The organism is Fulvimarina pelagi HTCC2506, assembly GCF_000153705.1.
GTDB lineage: Bacteria > Pseudomonadota > Alphaproteobacteria > Rhizobiales > Rhizobiaceae > Fulvimarina > Fulvimarina pelagi.
Genome location: NZ_DS022272.1, coordinates 757,765 through 775,058, shown reverse-complemented (window position 1 = coordinate 775,058; position 17,294 = coordinate 757,765). Strand labels below are relative to the sequence as shown.

Below are 17,294 nucleotides of genomic sequence, written 5' to 3'. Positions count from 1 at the left end.
ACCGATCGAAGCGGCCGGTCATCGCCCCTGACGGTGACGGGCTGTCAAGGATACTATCTCATGCCTGCACGAACGGGCGCCGATTCGCACGAAGGAGCGTCATGACCCATAAGCATTCGCGAACGAAGACGCTCGAAGGCAGAGCCCTTCTCGCGGCGATGTGGGGCAATCTCGTCATGGGCGTGCTCGGCGTGGCTGCGGCCATTCTGTCGAACTCGTCGGCGGTTCTCCTCGATGGGCTTTTCTCGCTGATCGGCTTCGCCTCGGCACTGCTTGCAAGGCGGATCATCCGGCGCGTCGATGCCGGCCCCGATCGGATCAGGCCCTACGGCTATGCTGCCGACGAGGCGATCTTCTCGACGTTTCGGGCCCTGTCACTCCTCGGCCTCATCCTCTTCGCAGCCGTCTCAGCCGGGCTGCGGATCGTCGATTTTGCTCTTGGCAAGCCGGTCCCGACCGTCGATTTCGGGCCGGTTCTCGTCTATTTCGTCGTCATCTCGCTGATCTGTTTCAGCCTTTGGCTCGTCCACTGGCTGACTTATCGGGCGACCGGACGGACGAGCCAGATTTTGCGGCTGGAAGCACGAGCCGCACTGTCCGACGGCATTCTGACGATTGCGGCCGGCATCGGCATGGCGGCAGTCTATTTCCTTCGCGACGGGGTACTTGCGCCTATCGCGGCGATCGGCGACTCGCTCGTCGTGCTCGTCCTCTGCCTGGTCATCGTCGGACAGTACGGGCGCGATCTCTTCGCCTCGGTCGGCGAGCTCGCCGGCGTGACGGCTCGACCGGCGATCGTCGCGAAGGTCCGCCGCTCTCTACGCGGCGCCGTTCGCGAGGATGGCGGCCGGATCATCGACATGTCGGTGATGAAGATCGGCCGCGATCACTTCGTGACAGTCTATTACGATCCGCTCCGCCCGATCGCCGCCGAAACGGTCGACAGCCTCAACCTGCGCATGATCCGCGACGTCTCGGCCGAGCTCGCTCATGCAGAGGTCCTGGTCTGCGTTTCGCGTTACCCGCGCCGGTGGCCGGAGCATATCAACCCCCATGGCGCGAACGCATGATCGAGGACTCCGCACGATCGAAGGCCAAGTAGCGAAGCCTCAGAACTCGATGCCCTTCTGCGCCTTCACGCCAGAGCGGAAGGGGTGCTTGATCATGGTCATTTCGGTGACGAGGTCGGCGAAATCGACGAGTTCGTCCTTCGCGTTCCGGCCAGTGACGACGACGTGCTTCATCTCGGGCTTGGCCTTCAAAACCTCGATGATCTCATTCAGGTCGAGATAGTCGTATCGGAGGACGATGTTGAGTTCGTCGAGAAGGACGAGATCGTGCTCCTCGTCCATGATCATCTCTTTCGCCCGCTCCCAAGCCTGGCGCGCGGCCTCGATGTCGCGCTGGCGATCCTGGGTCTCCCAGGTGAAGCCGTCGCCCATGGCGGTGATGGTGATCTGGTCGGAGAACTTCTCCAGGGCGACGCGCTCGCCGGTTTCCCACTTACCCTTCACGAACTGGACGATACCGACCTTCATGCCGTTGCCGAGGGCGCGGAAGACGAGGCCGAAGCCGGCCGTCGACTTTCCCTTGCCCTTGCCGGTGTGAACGATGACGAGGCCTTTTTCGACGGTCTTCGTCGCAACGATCTTGTCGCGGGCCGCCTTCTTTTTCTTCATTTTCTCGGCATGCCGGGCGTTGAGCTCGTCATCGCTCATACCATCGGTAATCTTGGATTTTTCGGCCATCGATTCGCCCCTTCCTTCTTGGCGCTCGAGACTAACCGAAAAGCTTGGAGAGGAATAACCGCTCCTGATTGCCGGGATAAGACGGCAGGCGACCGAAGATCGAATAGCCCATTGAGAGATAGAAACCGGGCGACTGGAACGAATAGGTGGACACCCAGGCCCCGACGCATTCAGCTTCGCGGGCTTGAGTTTCCGCCGTCTCGATCAACGCTTTCCCAAGTCCGAGGCCACGCCAGCGCGCGGGCACGCTTATGTTCTCGATGACCATCCAGTCCCAGTAGAGCTGGCCGGCGATCCCGCCATCCGCGCCGTCGGCGTCGATCAGCGCGAAACCGAAATAAACCGGCGAATAGGCGAACCGCTTCGCGACCGATGGCTCGGTGAAGGGACGTACCAGATTGGTACGCGTCTCCAGATCATTCATGTCTACGGGTTCGATCCTGATCGGCATCGGGGCCTTTACGTTGCAGTTTGCAGCAGGCGGAGCCGGCCCACCGACGACCCCGTAGAACCAAGCAACGGGACGGTATGATTCCCGTTTATATTTCGCGGGTCGGCTTGAAGGTAAGTGTAAAACGGCGCTGCGGTGCAGCATCCGCGGGCGTATTGGAAGCGAAGGAACTGTCCTAGCGCGCTGTCTTGAGCACGAGCGGCAGACCCGCGGCGACGAAAACCACTTCGTCGGCCATCGCCGCGATGCGTTGGTTGAGCCGGCCGGCATGATCGCGAAAAGCGCGCGCCATCGCATTGTCCGGCACGATGCCGAGGCCGGTCTCGTTGGAGACGAACACGATCGGCCCGGGTGGCCCTTTGCGTAGGCGGCTGATAAGGCGTTCGATCTCGTTCGGAATGTCGCGTTCCGCCAACATCAGGTTGCTCACCCAGAGGGTCAGGCAGTCGACGAGGAGAACGCGGCTCCGATCAGTCTCGGCGCCGATCGCTTCGGTGAGCGCCAGCGGTTCTTCGATCGTCTTCCACCCGTCCGAGGCGCGATCCTCCCGATGCCGCGCCACCCGATCGCGCATTTCTTCGTCGAGGGCCTGCGCGGTTGCGAGATAGATGGGGTCGAGACCAGTCTGCCGGGCGCGCATTTCGGCATAGGCGCTCTTGCCGGAGCGGGCACCACCCAGAACGAAGAGAATGTCGAACCTGTCGGAGGCCATTAAGAACGGCCTCAGACCAATGCGAGCGTCCAGGCGACGATTTCGGAGGAGACCTGGTCGAAGGCACGATCAATCGCTGCGACGAAAGCGGAATTCCCGCTTCCGGCAACGGGTGCACGTCCAGTGAATATCTGCGTGCGACGGACCGTCCCGTTCCGGTCGTCGAGCGCCTTCACCGAAATCTCGATGACGGCTTGTCGTTCGTTGACCACATCCACCTCGAAACGGCGGATCTCGAGGATGATCTGGTAGTCGATCGCGAGGCCCTGGCCCGGCACACCTACTGCACCGACCTGTCCGGTGTTCTCAAAGGCTTGTAGGAGCCGCAGTTGCACCATCCGTGGAAGACGGTCGCTCCACTGGCTGTCGGCGAGATATTCGACCGAATAGGGCGTCGGCTTCACGACGATCCGTTCCGAATCGATCGTCTTGATCGCCGTAGGCTCAGGTATCAGCAGCTGTGCACGGGTCGCTCCTGGCGCAGGACGTCCCAGCGGCGGAGCCGAGATCTCGAAAGTTTCGAGAGGCGGCGTGCATGCCCCAATCCCAAGAAGCGTCGCCGCCAGAACGATCAGTCGCGAAACGCGCATCATGCCGTTTCCCTCGAAACAACCCGATTGAAATTCCGGGTCGGCTTCAATCCGTGCGACCTGAACGGTACATGGGCCTCACCTCTTCGCTAAGCCGGTCCACGCACACACAGTCTTAAGGCAGTCGCGATCGGCTTTCACGCCCTACCGCGAGAGCTATGCCACAGTGTTGCCGATCAGCGACGCCTGCGACCGTCGTAAGTTCGAACGTTCGACTCGCCTCCAAAGATGACCTGGCTCGGATCGTCGGCGATGTCGTCCACCGCACGGCCGATGCGCTCGACTGTCTGATTCAGCTGCCGGGCAAGCGACTGAACCTCGCGCCGCGTCGAATCGGAGAAATTCTGAAGATTTGCCGAAAGCGGCCCGACCTGACCCTGAACCGATTGCGCGGTATCGCGGATAGCTCGCAACGCCTCCGTCACCTCGACGCCGAGCGGCCGACCAGCATCGCTGCCGCTGAGCAGCCCGTTGACGGACGTGATCACCGTGTCGAGCTTGCCGGAAGCGGCCGCCACCTGCCTGCTGGTGATGTTGGCATTGGTCAGGATCTCGTCGATCTCGTCCTGGCGTTTGTTGATGATGTCGCCCACCCGACCGATGCTGTCGGCTGCCCTCGCGATGTTGTTCGTTGCGCTGGAGACATTGCTAACCGCATTGTTGACGAGTTGCGGCTCGACCTCGTTCAGGATGCTGTCGATCTGCCGCCGGGTCTGGTCGAAACCGTTGAGGGCCGTGGTCAGGGAGCCAACGGCCGTATCGACGCCATCAATGATGGAATCGATCGTATCCGATTTGGACCCGATCGTTTCGGCGAGATTACCGACCTGATCGATCGAACGGTTCAGTTGGTCGGTATCGATCCGATCGATGAAATTGCCCGCCTTATCCACCGTGCCCGAAAGACGTGCGCTTGCGTCGCGAAGCGAGTCGGTTATCGGCCGGATATTGGCGAGCGCTGCGTCGATCTCCTCACCACGATTGGCGATCGTAGTCGAGATCCGGTTGACGTTCTGGATGAGGTTCGACGCGCCCGAAATCGCCGTCGATATCTGCTCCCGCTGTTGGGCGACCGTATCGCTCACCGCCGAAAGGTTCTCGGCCGTCGAGGAGAGGCTGTCGACCGTGTTCGAAACCGCCTCTGGATCGACTGCAGCGATGACCTCGCGGGCTTGGTTCGCCGTCGTTTCGATGGCGCCGCTGGCATTCTGGACCGATTGCGAGATTGGATCGAGGCGGGACAGTAGCGTATCGATCTGATCGCGCCGGGCGGCGATCGTGTCGCTGACCGCGCTGACGTTTTGGAGCGTGTTCGATGCGCCGGTGATCGCGCTCTGAATAGCCTCGCGCTCGGCGACAACCGTTTCGCTAACCGCCGACAGGTTCTGGGCCGTCGACGAGAGGCCGTCGACCGTTTCGGAAACCTGCTGAGGGTCGATACCCGCGAGAAGCTGGTTTGCCCGCTCGCCAGTCTGGCTGAGATTGTCCGCGGCCGTCACCGCCGAGGCGGTAATGGGATCGATTCGATCGAGAGCTTTTCCGAGCGCCTCGGAGCGGGACGCGATCGTCGTCGTCACCCGATTTACGTCCGCCGCCGCGTTCGAAGCGCGTGAAAGGAATTCGGTGATAGCGTCCCGTGCATTCGAGATAGTGTCGGTGATCGCTGAGAGATTCGACGCGGTAGAAGAAAGGCCAACGAGCGTATCAGAGACGGTGTCCGGTTCGACGGAAGAGACGACTTCGCCAATGCGCGAGGCCGTGTCGGTGAGCTGCGTCGACAGCGTGCCGATGCTTTCCGAGATCGGGTCGAGGCGGGACAGGAGAGCGTCTATCTGTTCGGTGCGGTTGGCGATGGTTCCGGTCACGGTATCGATATTCTGCATCGTGTTCGAAGCGCTGGTAATGGCCGACTCGATGGATTCGCGCTGATTGCTGACCGTTTCGGAAACTGCGGCAAGATTGCTGGCGGTAGCGGATACGCCTGACAGGGTGTCGGAGACCTGCTGCGGATCGACGGCCGCGAAAATCTCGTTTGCGGAGGAAACGGTCGTATCCAGCTGTCGCGCAACGGAAGTCGCGGTCTGTGAGAGCGGGCCGAGATTGCCGATGAAGGCGTCGATGCCGTCGGCATTGCGCTGGATCGTCTCGCCAATCTGGCTGACCCCGGCCGCCGCGGACTGGACCGCTTCGGTCACTGCGGTGAGGTTCTCCGCGCCATCCCGGATGGACACCGAAGTAGCGCTGACATTGTCGATGATCGTGCTGATCTGTGCCGGATCCACCGCGTCCAAAATCGCTTGAACGTTTCCGATCGCGTCGGGAAGACGCTGAGCAACCGTGTTCGCACTTTCGGCGAGATCGGTCAGGCGGGCGATGAAGAGGTCGATGTCGTCGGTGTTATCGGCCAAAGAGTCGGTAAAGGCCGAGACGTTGCCGGTGATATCGGTGATATTCTGGGCGCTGGCTTCGACTGAGGGCCCGACCGTACCGACCACGTTCTCGAATTGAGTCATGATGTTGTTGGCGCGCTCGGCAATGTCGCGTGCTGTCTGCAGGATGTCGGTCACCTCAGAAGGCGATGCTGTGATGACCGCGATCGTTCCCTGTTCCTGGGCCTGCTCGAGCAAGCTCTCCTGATCGATCTGACCACCGCGAAGCTCGATATAGCTGTAGCCGGTCAGCGGGTTCGCGACGAGGTTCGCATCGGTAGACTCCGAAATAGGCAGGCCCGGCTCGACCGTAGTCGACGCGATCACCACCCTCGGATTGTTGGGATCGAGCTCGAGACTCTGGACCGAGCCGACGGGAAGACCGTTGAACTGGACCTGACTTCCCTGCTGGAGACCCGTCACCGAACCGGTAATACGCACCAGAAGCGGCACGCGCGTCGTGCTCTGCGTTGCAAGCACCGACCAGTAGACGAAGCCGAATGCGAGGGCGAGAACGGTGATCGTGAAGATCCCGACGCGGACATAGTTGGCTTTCGTTTCCATCAACCGGCTCCGTTCGGCTTGGATTGCACGACGCTCTTGCCGTTGTGTACGACAGTCCGGGCGCGCTTGCCGTGAAAGTAGGATTTGACCCAAGGATGGTCGTATTCGAGCATGGTCGAGAGCGGACCTTCGACCAGAACCTTCCTGTCACCTAACACAGCAATGCGGTCGCAGGCCTGGAAAAGGCTGTCGAGGTCGTGCGTGACCATATAGACGCTGAGACCCAGAGTATCCCGCAGGGTCATGATGAGTTCGTCGAAGTCGGCCGCACCGATGGGGTCGAGGCCGGAGGTCGGCTCGTCGAGAAAAACGATGTCTGGATCGAGCGATAGGGCGCGCGCGAGGGCCGCGCGCTTGATCATGCCGCCGGAGAGTTCGGACGGATACTTGTCGGCCGCATCCTGTGCGAGCCCCACGAGGTCGATCTTCAGGCGTGCGAGTTCGTCCATCAGCTTGGGCGAAAGCCGAAGATATTCGCGCATCGGTACCTGGATGTTCTCGAGCACCGTCAGAGACGAAAACAGCGCGCCGTGCTGGAAGAGCACACCCCACCGCCGCTCGACGGCGAGACGGTCGCGGTCGTTTGCATTCTCGTAGTCGACGCCGAACACCTCGATCGTGCCGGCCTGCTTCTGATTAAGGCCGAGGATGGTGCGCAGCAGCACGGACTTACCGGTGCCGGACGGGCCGACAAACCCCATGATTTCGCCGCGCCTGACGTCGAGATCGAGATTTTCGAGGATCGTCTTTGCGCCGAAGCGGACCGTGACGCCGCGGGCTCGGATGAACACTTCCTTGCCGCTCTCGTCGCGCGTTGCGGCGCTGGAAAGGCGGGCATTTTCCACCGGAATGGTTCCCTCCGCATGCATCGCTTAAAGTCCGATCGAGGCGTAAAAAATTGCGAACAGGCCGTCCATTACGATCACCAGAAAGATCGATTTGACCACTGCAGCGGTTACGCGCAGGCCCAGACTCTCCGCGCTCCCTCCGACCTTCATGCCTTCGTTCGCGGCCACCAGACCGATGAGGATCGCCATGAACGGCGCCTTCAAAAGCCCCGAAAACACTGTAAACAAATCGATCGACTGCTGCAGCCCCTGAAGGAAGTTCAGAAACGAGATATCGGAATAGATGCGCAGCGTGATCGCACCGCCTACGAGCGCGGCAAGATTGGCGATGACGGTGAGAAGCGGCAGCGCGATCGACAGCGCGACCAAGCGCGGAAAGACAAGCACGCCGATCGGGTTGAGGCCAATCACATGGAGGGCATCCACCTCCTCGCGCATCTTCATTGAGCCGATTTCGGCGCAGATCGCACTGCCAGAGCGACCAGCGATCATGATCGCGGCGAGCAGAACTCCTATCTCGCGCAGGACGAGAATGCTGATCAGATTGACCGCATAGACCTCGCCGCCATAGCGCCGTAGCTGAAACGCGCCCTGTTGCGCGATGATCCCGCCGACCAGGAAGGTGATGAGGACGATGATAGGGATCGCCTTCACGCCCATCTGATCGATCTGGTTGAAGATGGCGGCTGGCCGGCTCTGAGTGCGACCGGAAATTCGGCTTCCAGCCCCGTACATGGCGCCGCCGATCAGGTTCAGACCGTTGACGAGTTCGTCCTTGATACCGATCACGAATGACCCGACAGCAATGACGGCATTGGTCAAAATCTTTGAGCGCTCGCGTTGGCGGACCGGGCGCTCTCGATCCATCGCGCTTCCCACTGCGGCGAAGAGCGCAGTGTTCCGCTCGGCCAAGCCCTCGACTTCGACATGTTCGCGCTTTGCACGTAGATCGCGCTTCAGCCGTTCGAGGACGAAGGCTCCGGCCGTATCGATCTGGCCGACGCGCGACAGATCCATCGCGACGTCGGCGCCAAGATCGGCGCGGGCCGTGCGCTCCAAATCAGATTCGATCGATCCGATAGTGCGGGCGAGCCAATCGCCGGCGGCCTCGAGGACAAGGGTTCCACCCCGGCGCTCGCCGCGCAGGCTCGGCGCCGTTACGCCCGATGACCGCCTGCCAGCTGTCTCAGAACTCGTTGCTGTCGCCATTCCCCTTCGAGCGAACCCCTCGGCCCGCCTATCCCTTCTCGCGATCCTTTCGATAGGACGCTTCGGCCCGGTTTAACTCGCGAGCTTTGAAGGAAGCTTGCCGTTCGAGCCGCGATCGGCAACCGAGGCTCGCGCTCTCGATCCGGACGCCTAGGTTATAGGACGCAGTCTCCTTTGTTTACCGGCTGTTAAGGCAAAATCAGGAGCCCACGCGAGATATGGAGCGAATTCGCATGGAAAGTCGTGTTTCAGTCACAGTCGAACGCTTCCCACTCGCGAACGAGTTCAGGATCGCGCGCGGCTCGAAGCGCGAGGCGGTGGTCGTCGTCGCCGAGCTTCAAAGCCAAGGCCATAAAGGGCGCGGCGAATGCGTCCCCTATGGGCGATATGGCGAGACTATCGAAAGCGTCTGCGCGACGATCGAGTCGCTGTCTACTGAGCTCGAGAATGGGCTCGACCGCCATGCACTCCAGCAAAGACTTCCGGCTGGTGCCGCCCGCAATGCCCTCGACTGTGCCTTGTGGGATCTCGAAGCCAAGCTTTCGGGAACGCCGGTGAGCGCGCACGTCTGCAGTCATTTCCCGCGTCCGATTGAGACCGCCTTCACCATCAGCCTCGATCAGCCCGGCATCATGGCCGCAGCCGCCCGCGCCGCGGATCGGCACATCCTGAAGGTCAAGATGGGCACCAAGGACGATGTCGAGCGGATCCGAGCCGTCCACGCGGCAGCGCGTGGCGCCCGTCTGATTCTGGACGCCAACGAGGGTTGGGATGCGGACTGTCTCAGCCCGCACATACTCGAGGCTTCCCGTGGCGGGGCGGTTCTCATCGAGCAGCCGCTGCCGGCGGGCAAAGACGACATCCTGGCGAAAATGCCGCATCCGGTCCCGCTCTGCGCCGACGAATCGGTCCATACGACGGCCGATCTCGAAGGTCTTCTCGGTAGATACGACTTCGTAAACCTCAAGCTTGATAAGACCGGCGGGCTTACCGAAGCGGTGAAGATGATGCGGCGGGCGCGCGAACTCGGGTTCGGCATCATGATCGGCTGCATGGTTGGAACCTCGCTGTCGATGGCGCCAGCTTCGCTGCTAGCGCAGGAAGCTGACATCGTCGATCTCGACGGTCCGCTTCTTCTCGCCAAGGATCGGCAACACGGCATCCACTACACCCATTCCATGATGTCGCCGCCCTCGCCCGAACTCTGGGGATGAGGCGACGGCGGCGCCTGAAACCTGCGCCGAGCCGCAAGGGCATCTTCCAACGAAGCGCGGGACGGCCTATGTGCGCCAACAGATCGGCGGCTCGCTGCCGTCAAAACTGAACATTTCACAGATAGACTGCCCTCTTCTGCCGCGAGTGAGCATCCGGATCCATCTTGTACGAAATCCTCAGCCTCATCAGTCAGTTCGGCCCGCTCATCGTTCTGGCCGGCACGTTCTTCGAGGGTGAAGTCTTCGCGATCATCGGGGGCTTTCTCGCCTATCGTGGAACCTATCCGTTCCAATTGATGATCACGCTTGCCTTTATCGGATCCTTCTTCGGGGATCTGGCGGTCTTCCTGTTCGGGCGGTACGCATCAAACCATCGCTGGGTTCGGCCATGGCGCGATCACGAGCGGTTCGCGAAAGCGCTGCGACTGGTGGAGCGCTATCAGGCTTATTTCGTCATCGTGAACCGTTACGTATACGGCCTTCGTATGCCGGGGCTTATTGCACTCGGCATGTCGCGCATCGGCCTCGTGCGCTTTACGATTCTCAACTTTATCGGAGCGGCCATATGGGCGAGCCTCTTTACGACGCTCGGCTACGTCTTCGGCTATTCCATCCAGACGCTCTTCGCACGCATGGAGATCGTCGAAGCCGGGGTAGCGGTCGTTCTAGGTGTCGTCGCGGTGACGATTGCGGTCTACTTCGGCTACCGGCAGTGGGGTCCGATCGTTCGCGCTCGCCTTGCGCGCCGGCGGGAGAAGGCACGACAGGCAAACCCGTCGGCACAAAACCGAAAAGGCTGACATTCGGAAGCGAAAGGGCCGACTGAGCTTAAGTGTCGTCCGATCTTCAACGCATGCGCATGAACGAACGCACGTAGTCCGGACCGGCCTCATATTCCGAAAGCTGATCAGCTTGAGGCAACGCTGAGCCTTCGTGATCCCGCTCGCGCAAGAGAGACAGGATCTGAGGTGAAACCCCTGAGAGTTCTTCTACACTCGGAGGGTATTCGGTCTGGAACTCGGCATCCTCAGTCTCAACTTCAGCGGGTTCCAAACAGGTGTCGCTAATCAGGCGTCGAACAACGTCGATATCAGTGGTGATCCGTTCGATGCGATCGATGCGACTGCGCAGTTTTTCGGCCAGACGTGCGAGAAGCGCCGACTGCTTTCTCAGCACCATGTCTGGGTCAGTGTTCTCCCGCGCGACGGTGGCAAGGTCGCGTATCGTTCGGAGAGAAACGCCCAATGCCGCCAGTTCGTGTGCCGTGGCAAACCGCTGCAAATCGGCTTCGCCATACATACGCGTCCCCTTGGCAGTCTTGATTGGGTTCAGGATCCCCTGTTCTTCGTAGTAGAGCAAAGTGCGCGGCGTCGTCTGGAACATCGCAGCGACTTCGCCAATCTTCCGCAGTCCGCTTTTGCGAGCGAGCCTTACGTCCATCGTCATGACTATAAACCGTTAAGTCCCCTGACCTCCGTAGATGCCCACACTGTTCACATCAAGTTGACGCGAAGTCAGAGAATTTCACGATCGGACGAGAAAACGGACGCCAGACTAATCCCCGCAAAGCCCCGCTTAGGGAGTGGTTGTCGCACCTACGCCGATAGATCTGAGTGCGAAGATGGGACCAAAGTTTAATCGCGTTCTGACATCACGTTGGCGTGAAAATTCGGCGTCTACCTACGCTTTCTAGGTCGGGCGATCGCGCTTCGCGTCCGCGAAGTCTGCAGTCCCACAGTTCCGAACCGCTTGCGTGTCGTCATTGCCCGTTTTGAGTGCAACAATCGCAATCCCAAGCCGTATCGCGCGGCTAAAAGCTTGTCGCTTAGTTCCGAAGCAATGCCATCGAAGGAAACCCTTCCTGCGTCTTCGCGGACCATATGTCGGAGTCTCCAACGCAACAGGACGAGATTTCGGGAGGGGAGCGATTGTCCTGTTTCTTCGCCATTGAGCAAGCGAGATATGGCTCGCCTTGAGTCCGGTGCGGTAAAGCAATTGGCGTTTCCTGAGCGAGAAGGCGACAGCCAGCTCAAGTTCGCACCTGTGTGCTGCCTGAGAGTTCACTCGACCAACTCGCGGCCTCAGTTCGGTGCGGCACCTTCCAGTCAGCGCAGACTATCAAGGGACCACCGAGGTCCCCTGATACGCATGAGCGCTGATGGGAAGAGGCTGCCCACGCGTTCACTGAGGGTCGAGGTTTCTCGACACTGTAGCTGACGACGCTTCACCAAAGCTCGAAGCCGACCGCAGCATCGCTATGGTTTTTCCGAACTTGACGCGATCCACTTGACCTTCCAGCGACTGGAAACACCAAGTGCGTGAGATCGCATGAAAAGTCATCAGGTAGCGAAGAGGATCTCGAACGATGAGCAGCATCACGCAGGGCCGCGGAGAAACGAAGACGGCACTCCTCTATCGAATGGTTATGGAAGAGCACATTTGTCCCTTTGGCCTGAAATCGAAGGATCTACTGGAGCGGCGGGGCTTCGAGGTCGAAGACCATCATCTGACCACACGGGCTGAGACGGACGCCTTCAAAGAAAAGCACGGGGTCAAGACGACGCCTCAAACGTTCATCGGCGGTGAGCGCATCGGTGGGTATACCGAGCTTCGGGAACACTTCGGTAAATCGGTCACGAAGGCGGACGAGACCAGCTACCAGCCTGTGATCGCGATTTTCTCGGTGGCGTTCCTGATGGCGCTCGCCATCTCTTGGGCGACCTACGATACGATCTTCACCCTGCGAGCGATCGAATGGTTCTTTGCCGTTTCGATGTGTCTGCTTGGCATCCAGAAGCTCCAGAACGTCGAGAGCTTCTCGACCATGTTCCTGAACTACGATCTTCTGGCAAAGCGCTGGGTGCCTTACGGCAAGATTTATCCGTTCGGTGAAACCCTCTCAGGCGTCCTGATGATCGCGGGCACGCTGACATGGATTTCTGCGCCGATCGCTCTCTTCATCGGCACGGTGGGCGCGATCTCGGTCTTCTATGCTGTCTACGTTCAAAAGCGCGAACTGAAATGCGCCTGCGTCGGTGGCGGCTCGAATGTGCCGCTAGGTTTTGTGTCCCTGACAGAAAACCTCGTAATGATCGGCATGGGTCTGTGGATGCCTATTCGGATGCTTTTTTGGAGCGCCTGATCGGCAAGGCGGAGGAACTCAGAAAGAGCCAGGTCAAAGGCTGGGCGTCGATTTCCGTGCCCGCCTGTTTCATGTCTGAGCCATTCCCTTCCCTGCGCGTTCGCGCTCGGGTTCGCAGAATATCTCGTAGAGGCTCTCCATTACGGAGCGGACGTCGCCAGGCGCGAGACGGTAATAGATCGTCTGCCGGTCGCGACGCGTCTCCACAGCACCGCCCGCCCGCAGTTTGGCGAGATGCTGGGAGAGCGCCGACTGGCTTAGACCCACCCGCTCGGCGAGCGCGCCGACCTGCATTTCCCCCTCAGCTAGGAGGCAAAGGATGCGCAGCCGCGCCGGATTAGCGATCAGCGAGAGGATCGCGGCCACCTCCTCAGAGCGGTCTTCCAGCATTTCTATATCAGATGTTGCTAATTTAGACATAACTCATATCTTGCGCACGACCTGTCGGAAAACAACGTGACGATGGAGATCTCCATGCTCACCCGCCATAGCCCTTCCAGAGGGTCAGGTTCTCCGGATGTTTGGGGGTTCTACGAGGAGGATACCGGCTCGATCCAGTACCTTGCCGCCGATCCGGCCACGCAAAAGGCTGTCCTGATTGACGTGGTGCAGGATTTCGATCCCGCTGAAGCCCGAACCAGCTTCGGTAGCGCCGACGAGATCCTCGAATTCGTGAACGAGCATGAGTTCGAGATCGTCCGTATCCTCGACACCCATCCCCATGCCGATCACCTTATGGCCTCCGCCTATCTGAAGGACAACCTCGGGGTGGAGAATGCGATCGGCGAAAAGGTTCTGGAAATCGCAGATCTGTGGCGCGAACTCTACCACCTACCCAACGCCTTCGATCCCGCGAGCGATTTCGACCATTTACTGAAGGACGGCGACTGCTTCGCGGTCGGCAATCTTATCGTGGAGGTTATGCTCTCGCCCGGTCACACGCTTGGCTCGATCACCTTTGTCATCGGCGATGCGGCCTTCGTGCACGACACGCTGATGTATCCTGACCTGGGGTCGAGCCGCGCCGATTTCCCGGGCGGCGATGCCGTGATGCTTTGGAATTCGATCCAGGCGCTTTTAGCCCTCCCCTCAGAGACCCGATGCTTCGTCGGCCACGACTACGGAACCGACGAACGCAAGGATATTCAATGGGAAGCGACGGTCGCTGAGCACAAGCGCGTCAACAAGCATGTAGGCGCCGGTACGTCGCAGGAGCAGTTCGTCAAGACGCGCACCGAGCGCGACCGATCACTCACCCTGCCCGACCGGATGCTCCATGCCCTGCAGGTCAATCTGCGGGCCGGTCATCTTCCACCGGCCGAAGCCGATGGCCATGTCTACATGAAGATCCCTGTGAACCGGCTTTGAAGGAGGCTTCGATGCACAAGACTATGAAGGACTTCGTAGCGGAGTCACGCCAGAAGACCCAGGGTTCCGTCGAAGCCGCGAAGGCCGACGGCCTCGTTCTCGACGTCCGGGAGGCTCATGAACTCGACGCCGATGGCAGGGTGCCGGGTGCGGTCCACGTGCCGCGCGGTTTTCTGGAGGCCAAGGCAGATGTCACCAATGAGGGTGGTGATAAGGCCCTGCATGCCGCACGCGCCGAGGGCCGCGCTGTCCACGTCCTCTGCGCCTCCGGCGCGCGGGCAAGCCTTGCCGCCGCGACCCTCGTCGAAATGGGCTATGCGGCAAAGCCGATCGAAGGCGGCCTCAAGAGCTGGCGCGAAGCCGGCCGGGCCCTGGTAGGCGGAAAGGATGGCGCGTGATGATGCATGACGGTTCGGGCATGATGTCCTGGATGCCCCTCGGCATGGGCCTTTGGGGCCTTCTCTGGCTCATGGTTTTCATCCTCGTGATCGCGGCGCTCGTGAAGTTCCTGCGCCGCTGATCGGCGCCGAGAGAGGCCTAAAAGATACCGTTTGCCTTCTGAACCTCGCGCACATAGGCGGTGATGTTTGCGATCTCGCGGCTGCTGACGCCGTCCACCGGTGGCATGTTACCGAACGCCCAATGATGGGCGCGCACGCCCTGCGAAGCGGCGATCAGAAAGGCCTGGTCGCCATGGTGGTTCGGCTTGTAGATCCGGTGGATCAGCGGCGGGCCCTGCTTGCTTCCCCCGGCATTCTCGCCATGGCAGGCGGCGCAGTTCTCGGCGAAGAGGGCCTCACCATGGGCTGCCTGCGCGGTGAGTTCGGGCACGGTAACATCGACGATATGGTCGGTGGAGAAACCGCCAGGAGAAATCCCTCGCCAGATCAGGAACGCGCCGATTGCGACAGTGCCGAGGATGAAGGCCAATGCGGTCTTGCCGAGTTTCATCGACGGTTTCCTCAGGCCACTTCGAACCAGGTCATCATGCCGCCCGCGGAATGCTCCAGCATGTGACAGTGGAGCATCCATCTACCCGGATTGTCGGCGACGAAGGCGATTTCGATCGTTTCATCGGGCACGGTCAATGCGGTGTCGCGCATGGCCACTTCATCCGTCGGCTTTCCGTTGCGCGAGAGCACTCGGAAGTGATGGCCGTGCAAATGCATCGCGTGAGGCCATGACGTTACGTTCTTGATCGACAGGACAACCGCGCGACCCCGCTCGAACCGTCCGATCGGCTCGTCCATGTCGCCAGCAACGCCATTGAACGCCCAGACGCGGCCCATACTGACCAGTTCGCGGATATCCATCGCGCGGCCCTGGTGCATGGCGCCTTTCATCGTGCCCATCGCACCGCCTTCCATCAGGAGTTCAGCGCGGATGGCATTGGAAAGGTCGTCCGGGAGGGACGGGCCTGAATGCGGCAGGCCGACGGCTGCGGGGAACGAGGTGCGCACCGGTTCGCCCGCGACCGCGAATTCTGCGATCTCGAGCGGGCCGCCATTGGTATGGAGAACCAGCGATTTCGGCGTTTCGTCGTCAGGGATGTCGACGAGGAGGTCGGTTCGCTGGGCAGGCGCGAGCAGGATCGGCTCCTTCTCTTCGACGAGCGGGACAGGCATGCCGTCGAGGGCGAGGCGAAAGGCGCGCATTCCCGCCAATCCCAGCTCCATGACGCGCGCATTGGCGACATTGATCAACCGCACGCGGATGCGCTCGTTCGGTCGCACCTCGATTCGCGGCTTGGAGCGGCCGTTAACGGTGACGAAGTTGCCGAGACGCCCGCCATGGCTCCAGTCCATCATCTGGCCGAAGCTGTCGTCGATCGAGCCGTCCTCCGCGAGACGCCAGTCGTCGACGAGAAGAACGAGGTCGCGGTCCGCCCCCTCCCAGGGTTCAGCCTCCTCGACGATCAGCGCGCCGTAGAGGCCGCGGGCGTTCTGCTCCCAGGAGCGGTCATGGGAATGATACCAGTAGGTGCCGGGATCGGGCGCCACGAAATCGTAGACGAAGCGACTGCCGGGTTCGATCGCTTCCTGGGTGAGGCCAGGCACGCCGTCCATCGCGTTGTCGATGCGGATGCCGTGCCAGTGGACGCTGGTTGGCTGATCGAGGGCGTTCTCGACGACGGCGCGCAAGCGCTCGCCTGCCTTGACACGCAGGACTGGACCTGGCGCGCTACCGCCGAAACCCCAGATCGGGGTCGGGCCGGCGAGGTCCGTCGCCATCATCTGCTGCGAGCCCTGTTGCGCCCTGAGGACGATACCTTCTTCAGTCTTGGGGTCCGCCCGGGCACTATGAGGCAGCATGGCGAGAAGCGGCAGAGCGGCTCCGGCCTTCAGGAAATGGCGGCGATCGAACACGGGCTCGGCCTCCCTAATCAAGGTTCATTGGGGGTGTGGTGACGCTTGTAAGCGTTGCCGTTGCGACGAAAATGACAAGCACCAGCGCGGCCTCGAAGGCGATCGAACGCTTCAAGAGTCTGGCCGCGCCTGGCTCGCCGGTCCTGAGCGCCGGAACGAAGAAAAGCTTGTTGAGAGCTGCAAGACCGAGAAGCATCGCGACAAAGACGATCTTCGCCAGAAGGGTGACGCCATAGGCGGTCTGCGTCAGACCAGTGATCGTTCCGACTGCAATCCACGCGAAACCGAGGCCCGCCAGCGCAAGGATCGCAACCGTTCCCATCGCGACCTGCCCGAACCGATACAGAATGCGATGGCCTTCCGGTTCGCCAGCGACCTCGAACAGAGGATAGAAGCTGCCAACCCAAAAGGCTCCAGTCAGGATGTGCAGGGTGAGAAGCGCGGCCAGAAAAGCACGATTGTCGCCAAGGCTGTGGCCGACCTCCGTAAAGGCGACGGCCACCAGCGTCGCGCCGACAAGTGTCGCAGCACCAGCCACCGTACCGCGCACGAGGACAGGAGCACGAGGATCAGACCAGGGCCTCGACGAAGCAGCCGTGCCGAGCGGGCTTTCCCAGACGATCTGCACCATTCTCAGATCGATCATACTTCAG

General features: G+C 60.9%; 19 protein-coding genes. 7 read left to right on the top strand and 12 right to left on the bottom strand.

The window, feature by feature from the left end:
* Nucleotides 1–101: 101 nt before the first annotated feature.
* Nucleotides 102–1,070 (top strand): cation transporter, encoded by a 969-nt coding sequence (locus FP2506_RS03575; RefSeq protein WP_007066024.1) that lies wholly within the window; start codon nucleotides 102–104, stop codon nucleotides 1,068–1,070.
* A gap of 39 nt (nucleotides 1,071–1,109) precedes the next feature.
* On the opposite strand, the gene cobO is transcribed toward FP2506_RS03575, so the two are convergent.
* The 7 genes from cobO to FP2506_RS03540 all read right to left on the bottom strand — a co-directional run bounded on the left by cobO (nucleotide 1,110) and on the right by FP2506_RS03540 (nucleotide 8,551).
* Entirely contained in the window at nucleotides 1,110–1,748 is a 639-nt protein-coding gene (cobO, locus tag FP2506_RS03570; RefSeq protein ID WP_007066023.1) for a cob(I)yrinic acid a,c-diamide adenosyltransferase, read from the bottom strand.
* A 31-nt stretch (nucleotides 1,749–1,779) separates the two neighbouring features.
* A complete protein-coding gene (locus tag FP2506_RS03565; RefSeq protein WP_244404120.1) occupies nucleotides 1,780–2,199 on the bottom strand; it encodes a GNAT family N-acetyltransferase in 420 nt (139 codons plus the stop codon).
* Nucleotides 2,200–2,374: 175 nt separating this feature from the next.
* On the bottom strand, nucleotides 2,375–2,911 hold the full coding sequence (gene cobU, locus FP2506_RS03560) for a bifunctional adenosylcobinamide kinase/adenosylcobinamide-phosphate guanylyltransferase (protein ID WP_007066021.1): 537 nt from the start codon (nucleotides 2,909–2,911) through the stop codon (nucleotides 2,375–2,377).
* Nucleotides 2,912–2,922: 11 nt separating this feature from the next.
* A complete protein-coding gene (locus tag FP2506_RS03555) occupies nucleotides 2,923–3,504 on the bottom strand; it encodes an ABC-type transport auxiliary lipoprotein family protein (RefSeq protein WP_007066020.1) in 582 nt (193 codons plus the stop codon).
* A 173-nt stretch (nucleotides 3,505–3,677) separates the two neighbouring features.
* Nucleotides 3,678–6,494 (bottom strand): MCE family protein, encoded by a 2,817-nt coding sequence (locus FP2506_RS03550; protein ID WP_007066019.1) that lies wholly within the window; start codon nucleotides 6,492–6,494, stop codon nucleotides 3,678–3,680.
* The gene (locus FP2506_RS03545) at nucleotides 6,494–7,363 is read right to left on the bottom strand and encodes an ABC transporter ATP-binding protein (protein WP_007066018.1); all 870 of its coding nucleotides are present in this window, start codon (nucleotides 7,361–7,363) and stop codon (nucleotides 6,494–6,496) included. The genes FP2506_RS03550 and FP2506_RS03545 overlap by 1 nt, the downstream gene beginning before the upstream one ends.
* A 3-nt stretch (nucleotides 7,364–7,366) precedes the next feature.
* Nucleotides 7,367–8,551 (bottom strand): ABC transporter permease, encoded by a 1,185-nt coding sequence (locus FP2506_RS03540; protein ID WP_007066017.1) that lies wholly within the window; start codon nucleotides 8,549–8,551, stop codon nucleotides 7,367–7,369.
* Between the two features lie 233 nt (nucleotides 8,552–8,784).
* Here FP2506_RS03540 and dgcA point away from each other — a divergent pair, with 233 nt between their 5' ends.
* Complete coding sequence (gene dgcA / locus FP2506_RS03535) at nucleotides 8,785–9,765, top strand: N-acetyl-D-Glu racemase DgcA (protein ID WP_040488883.1); 981 nt, start codon at nucleotides 8,785–8,787, stop codon at nucleotides 9,763–9,765.
* A 164-nt stretch (nucleotides 9,766–9,929) separates the two neighbouring features.
* A complete protein-coding gene (locus FP2506_RS03530) occupies nucleotides 9,930–10,565 on the top strand; it encodes a DedA family protein (protein ID WP_007066015.1) in 636 nt (211 codons plus the stop codon).
* Between the two features lie 46 nt (nucleotides 10,566–10,611).
* Here the strand turns inward: FP2506_RS03530 and FP2506_RS17865 are convergent, their stop codons facing one another.
* Nucleotides 10,612–11,205: a MerR family transcriptional regulator gene (locus FP2506_RS17865; RefSeq protein ID WP_148227640.1), complete on the bottom strand. Its 594-nt coding sequence runs from the start codon at nucleotides 11,203–11,205 to the stop codon at nucleotides 10,612–10,614.
* Nucleotides 11,206–12,130: 925 nt separating this feature from the next.
* On the opposite strand from FP2506_RS17865, the gene FP2506_RS03520 reads away from it, so the two are divergent.
* Nucleotides 12,131–12,907: a glutaredoxin family protein gene (locus FP2506_RS03520; RefSeq protein WP_007066013.1), complete on the top strand. Its 777-nt coding sequence runs from the start codon at nucleotides 12,131–12,133 to the stop codon at nucleotides 12,905–12,907.
* A gap of 69 nt (nucleotides 12,908–12,976) precedes the next feature.
* Here FP2506_RS03520 and FP2506_RS03515 read toward each other — a convergent pair whose 3' ends face one another.
* Nucleotides 12,977–13,327, bottom strand: coding sequence for an ArsR/SmtB family transcription factor (locus tag FP2506_RS03515; protein ID WP_148227455.1), 351 nt, complete (start codon nucleotides 13,325–13,327; stop codon nucleotides 12,977–12,979).
* 42 nt (nucleotides 13,328–13,369) lie between these two features.
* Here FP2506_RS03515 and FP2506_RS03510 point away from each other — a divergent pair, with 42 nt between their 5' ends.
* Genes FP2506_RS03510 through FP2506_RS19340 form a run of 3 tightly spaced genes read left to right on the top strand, consistent with a single transcriptional unit; the run spans nucleotide 13,370 to nucleotide 14,795 of the window.
* On the top strand, nucleotides 13,370–14,275 hold the full coding sequence (locus FP2506_RS03510) for an MBL fold metallo-hydrolase (protein ID WP_007066011.1): 906 nt from the start codon (nucleotides 13,370–13,372) through the stop codon (nucleotides 14,273–14,275).
* Nucleotides 14,276–14,286: 11 nt separating this feature from the next.
* Complete coding sequence (locus FP2506_RS03505; protein ID WP_040489359.1) at nucleotides 14,287–14,673, top strand: rhodanese-like domain-containing protein; 387 nt, start codon at nucleotides 14,287–14,289, stop codon at nucleotides 14,671–14,673.
* The gene (locus FP2506_RS19340) at nucleotides 14,673–14,795 is read left to right on the top strand and encodes an SHOCT domain-containing protein (RefSeq protein WP_007066009.1); all 123 of its coding nucleotides are present in this window, start codon (nucleotides 14,673–14,675) and stop codon (nucleotides 14,793–14,795) included. Before FP2506_RS03505 ends, FP2506_RS19340 begins: the two co-directional genes overlap by 1 nt.
* A 17-nt stretch (nucleotides 14,796–14,812) precedes the next feature.
* Here the strand turns inward: FP2506_RS19340 and FP2506_RS03500 are convergent, their stop codons facing one another.
* The 3 genes from FP2506_RS03500 to FP2506_RS03490 are packed head-to-tail and all read right to left on the bottom strand — an operon-like array spanning nucleotide 14,813 to nucleotide 17,287.
* Entirely contained in the window at nucleotides 14,813–15,226 is a 414-nt protein-coding gene (locus FP2506_RS03500) for a c-type cytochrome (protein ID WP_007066008.1), read from the bottom strand.
* Nucleotides 15,227–15,237: 11 nt separating this feature from the next.
* On the bottom strand, nucleotides 15,238–16,641 hold the full coding sequence (locus tag FP2506_RS03495; RefSeq protein ID WP_007066007.1) for a multicopper oxidase family protein: 1,404 nt from the start codon (nucleotides 16,639–16,641) through the stop codon (nucleotides 15,238–15,240).
* 13 nt (nucleotides 16,642–16,654) lie between these two features.
* Nucleotides 16,655–17,287 carry a copper resistance D family protein gene (locus tag FP2506_RS03490; protein WP_007066006.1) on the bottom strand — a complete coding sequence of 211 codons (633 nt, stop codon included), beginning with the start codon at nucleotides 17,285–17,287 and terminating at the stop codon, nucleotides 16,655–16,657.
* Nucleotides 17,288–17,294: the final 7 nt, after the last annotated feature.

What these genes read in the sequence shown, in the direction of transcription:
- FP2506_RS03575 (WP_007066024.1), top strand. Translation starts at nt 102, where the DNA reads ATGACCCATAAGCATTCGCGAACGAAGACGCTCGAAGGCAGAGCCCTT.
- cobO (WP_007066023.1), bottom strand. Translation starts at nt 1,748, where the DNA reads ATGGCCGAAAAATCCAAGATTACCGATGGTATGAGCGATGACGAGCTC.
- FP2506_RS03565 (WP_244404120.1), bottom strand. Translation starts at nt 2,199, where the DNA reads ATGCCGATCAGGATCGAACCCGTAGACATGAATGATCTGGAGACGCGT.
- cobU (WP_007066021.1), bottom strand. Translation starts at nt 2,911, where the DNA reads ATGGCCTCCGACAGGTTCGACATTCTCTTCGTTCTGGGTGGTGCCCGC.
- FP2506_RS03555 (WP_007066020.1), bottom strand. Translation starts at nt 3,504, where the DNA reads ATGATGCGCGTTTCGCGACTGATCGTTCTGGCGGCGACGCTTCTTGGG.
- FP2506_RS03550 (WP_007066019.1), bottom strand. Translation starts at nt 6,494, where the DNA reads ATGGAAACGAAAGCCAACTATGTCCGCGTCGGGATCTTCACGATCACC.
- FP2506_RS03545 (WP_007066018.1), bottom strand. Translation starts at nt 7,363, where the DNA reads ATGCATGCGGAGGGAACCATTCCGGTGGAAAATGCCCGCCTTTCCAGC.
- FP2506_RS03540 (WP_007066017.1), bottom strand. Translation starts at nt 8,551, where the DNA reads ATGGCGACAGCAACGAGTTCTGAGACAGCTGGCAGGCGGTCATCGGGC.
- dgcA (WP_040488883.1), top strand. Translation starts at nt 8,785, where the DNA reads ATGGAAAGTCGTGTTTCAGTCACAGTCGAACGCTTCCCACTCGCGAAC.
- FP2506_RS17865 (WP_148227640.1), bottom strand. Translation starts at nt 11,205, where the DNA reads ATGGACGTAAGGCTCGCTCGCAAAAGCGGACTGCGGAAGATTGGCGAA.
- FP2506_RS03520 (WP_007066013.1), top strand. Translation starts at nt 12,131, where the DNA reads ATGAGCAGCATCACGCAGGGCCGCGGAGAAACGAAGACGGCACTCCTC.
- FP2506_RS03515 (WP_148227455.1), bottom strand. Translation starts at nt 13,327, where the DNA reads ATGTCTAAATTAGCAACATCTGATATAGAAATGCTGGAAGACCGCTCT.
- FP2506_RS03510 (WP_007066011.1), top strand. Translation starts at nt 13,370, where the DNA reads ATGGAGATCTCCATGCTCACCCGCCATAGCCCTTCCAGAGGGTCAGGT.
- FP2506_RS03505 (WP_040489359.1), top strand. Translation starts at nt 14,287, where the DNA reads ATGCACAAGACTATGAAGGACTTCGTAGCGGAGTCACGCCAGAAGACC.
- FP2506_RS19340 (WP_007066009.1), top strand. Translation starts at nt 14,673, where the DNA reads ATGATGCATGACGGTTCGGGCATGATGTCCTGGATGCCCCTCGGCATG.
- FP2506_RS03500 (WP_007066008.1), bottom strand. Translation starts at nt 15,226, where the DNA reads ATGAAACTCGGCAAGACCGCATTGGCCTTCATCCTCGGCACTGTCGCA.
- FP2506_RS03490 (WP_007066006.1), bottom strand. Translation starts at nt 17,287, where the DNA reads ATGATCGATCTGAGAATGGTGCAGATCGTCTGGGAAAGCCCGCTCGGC.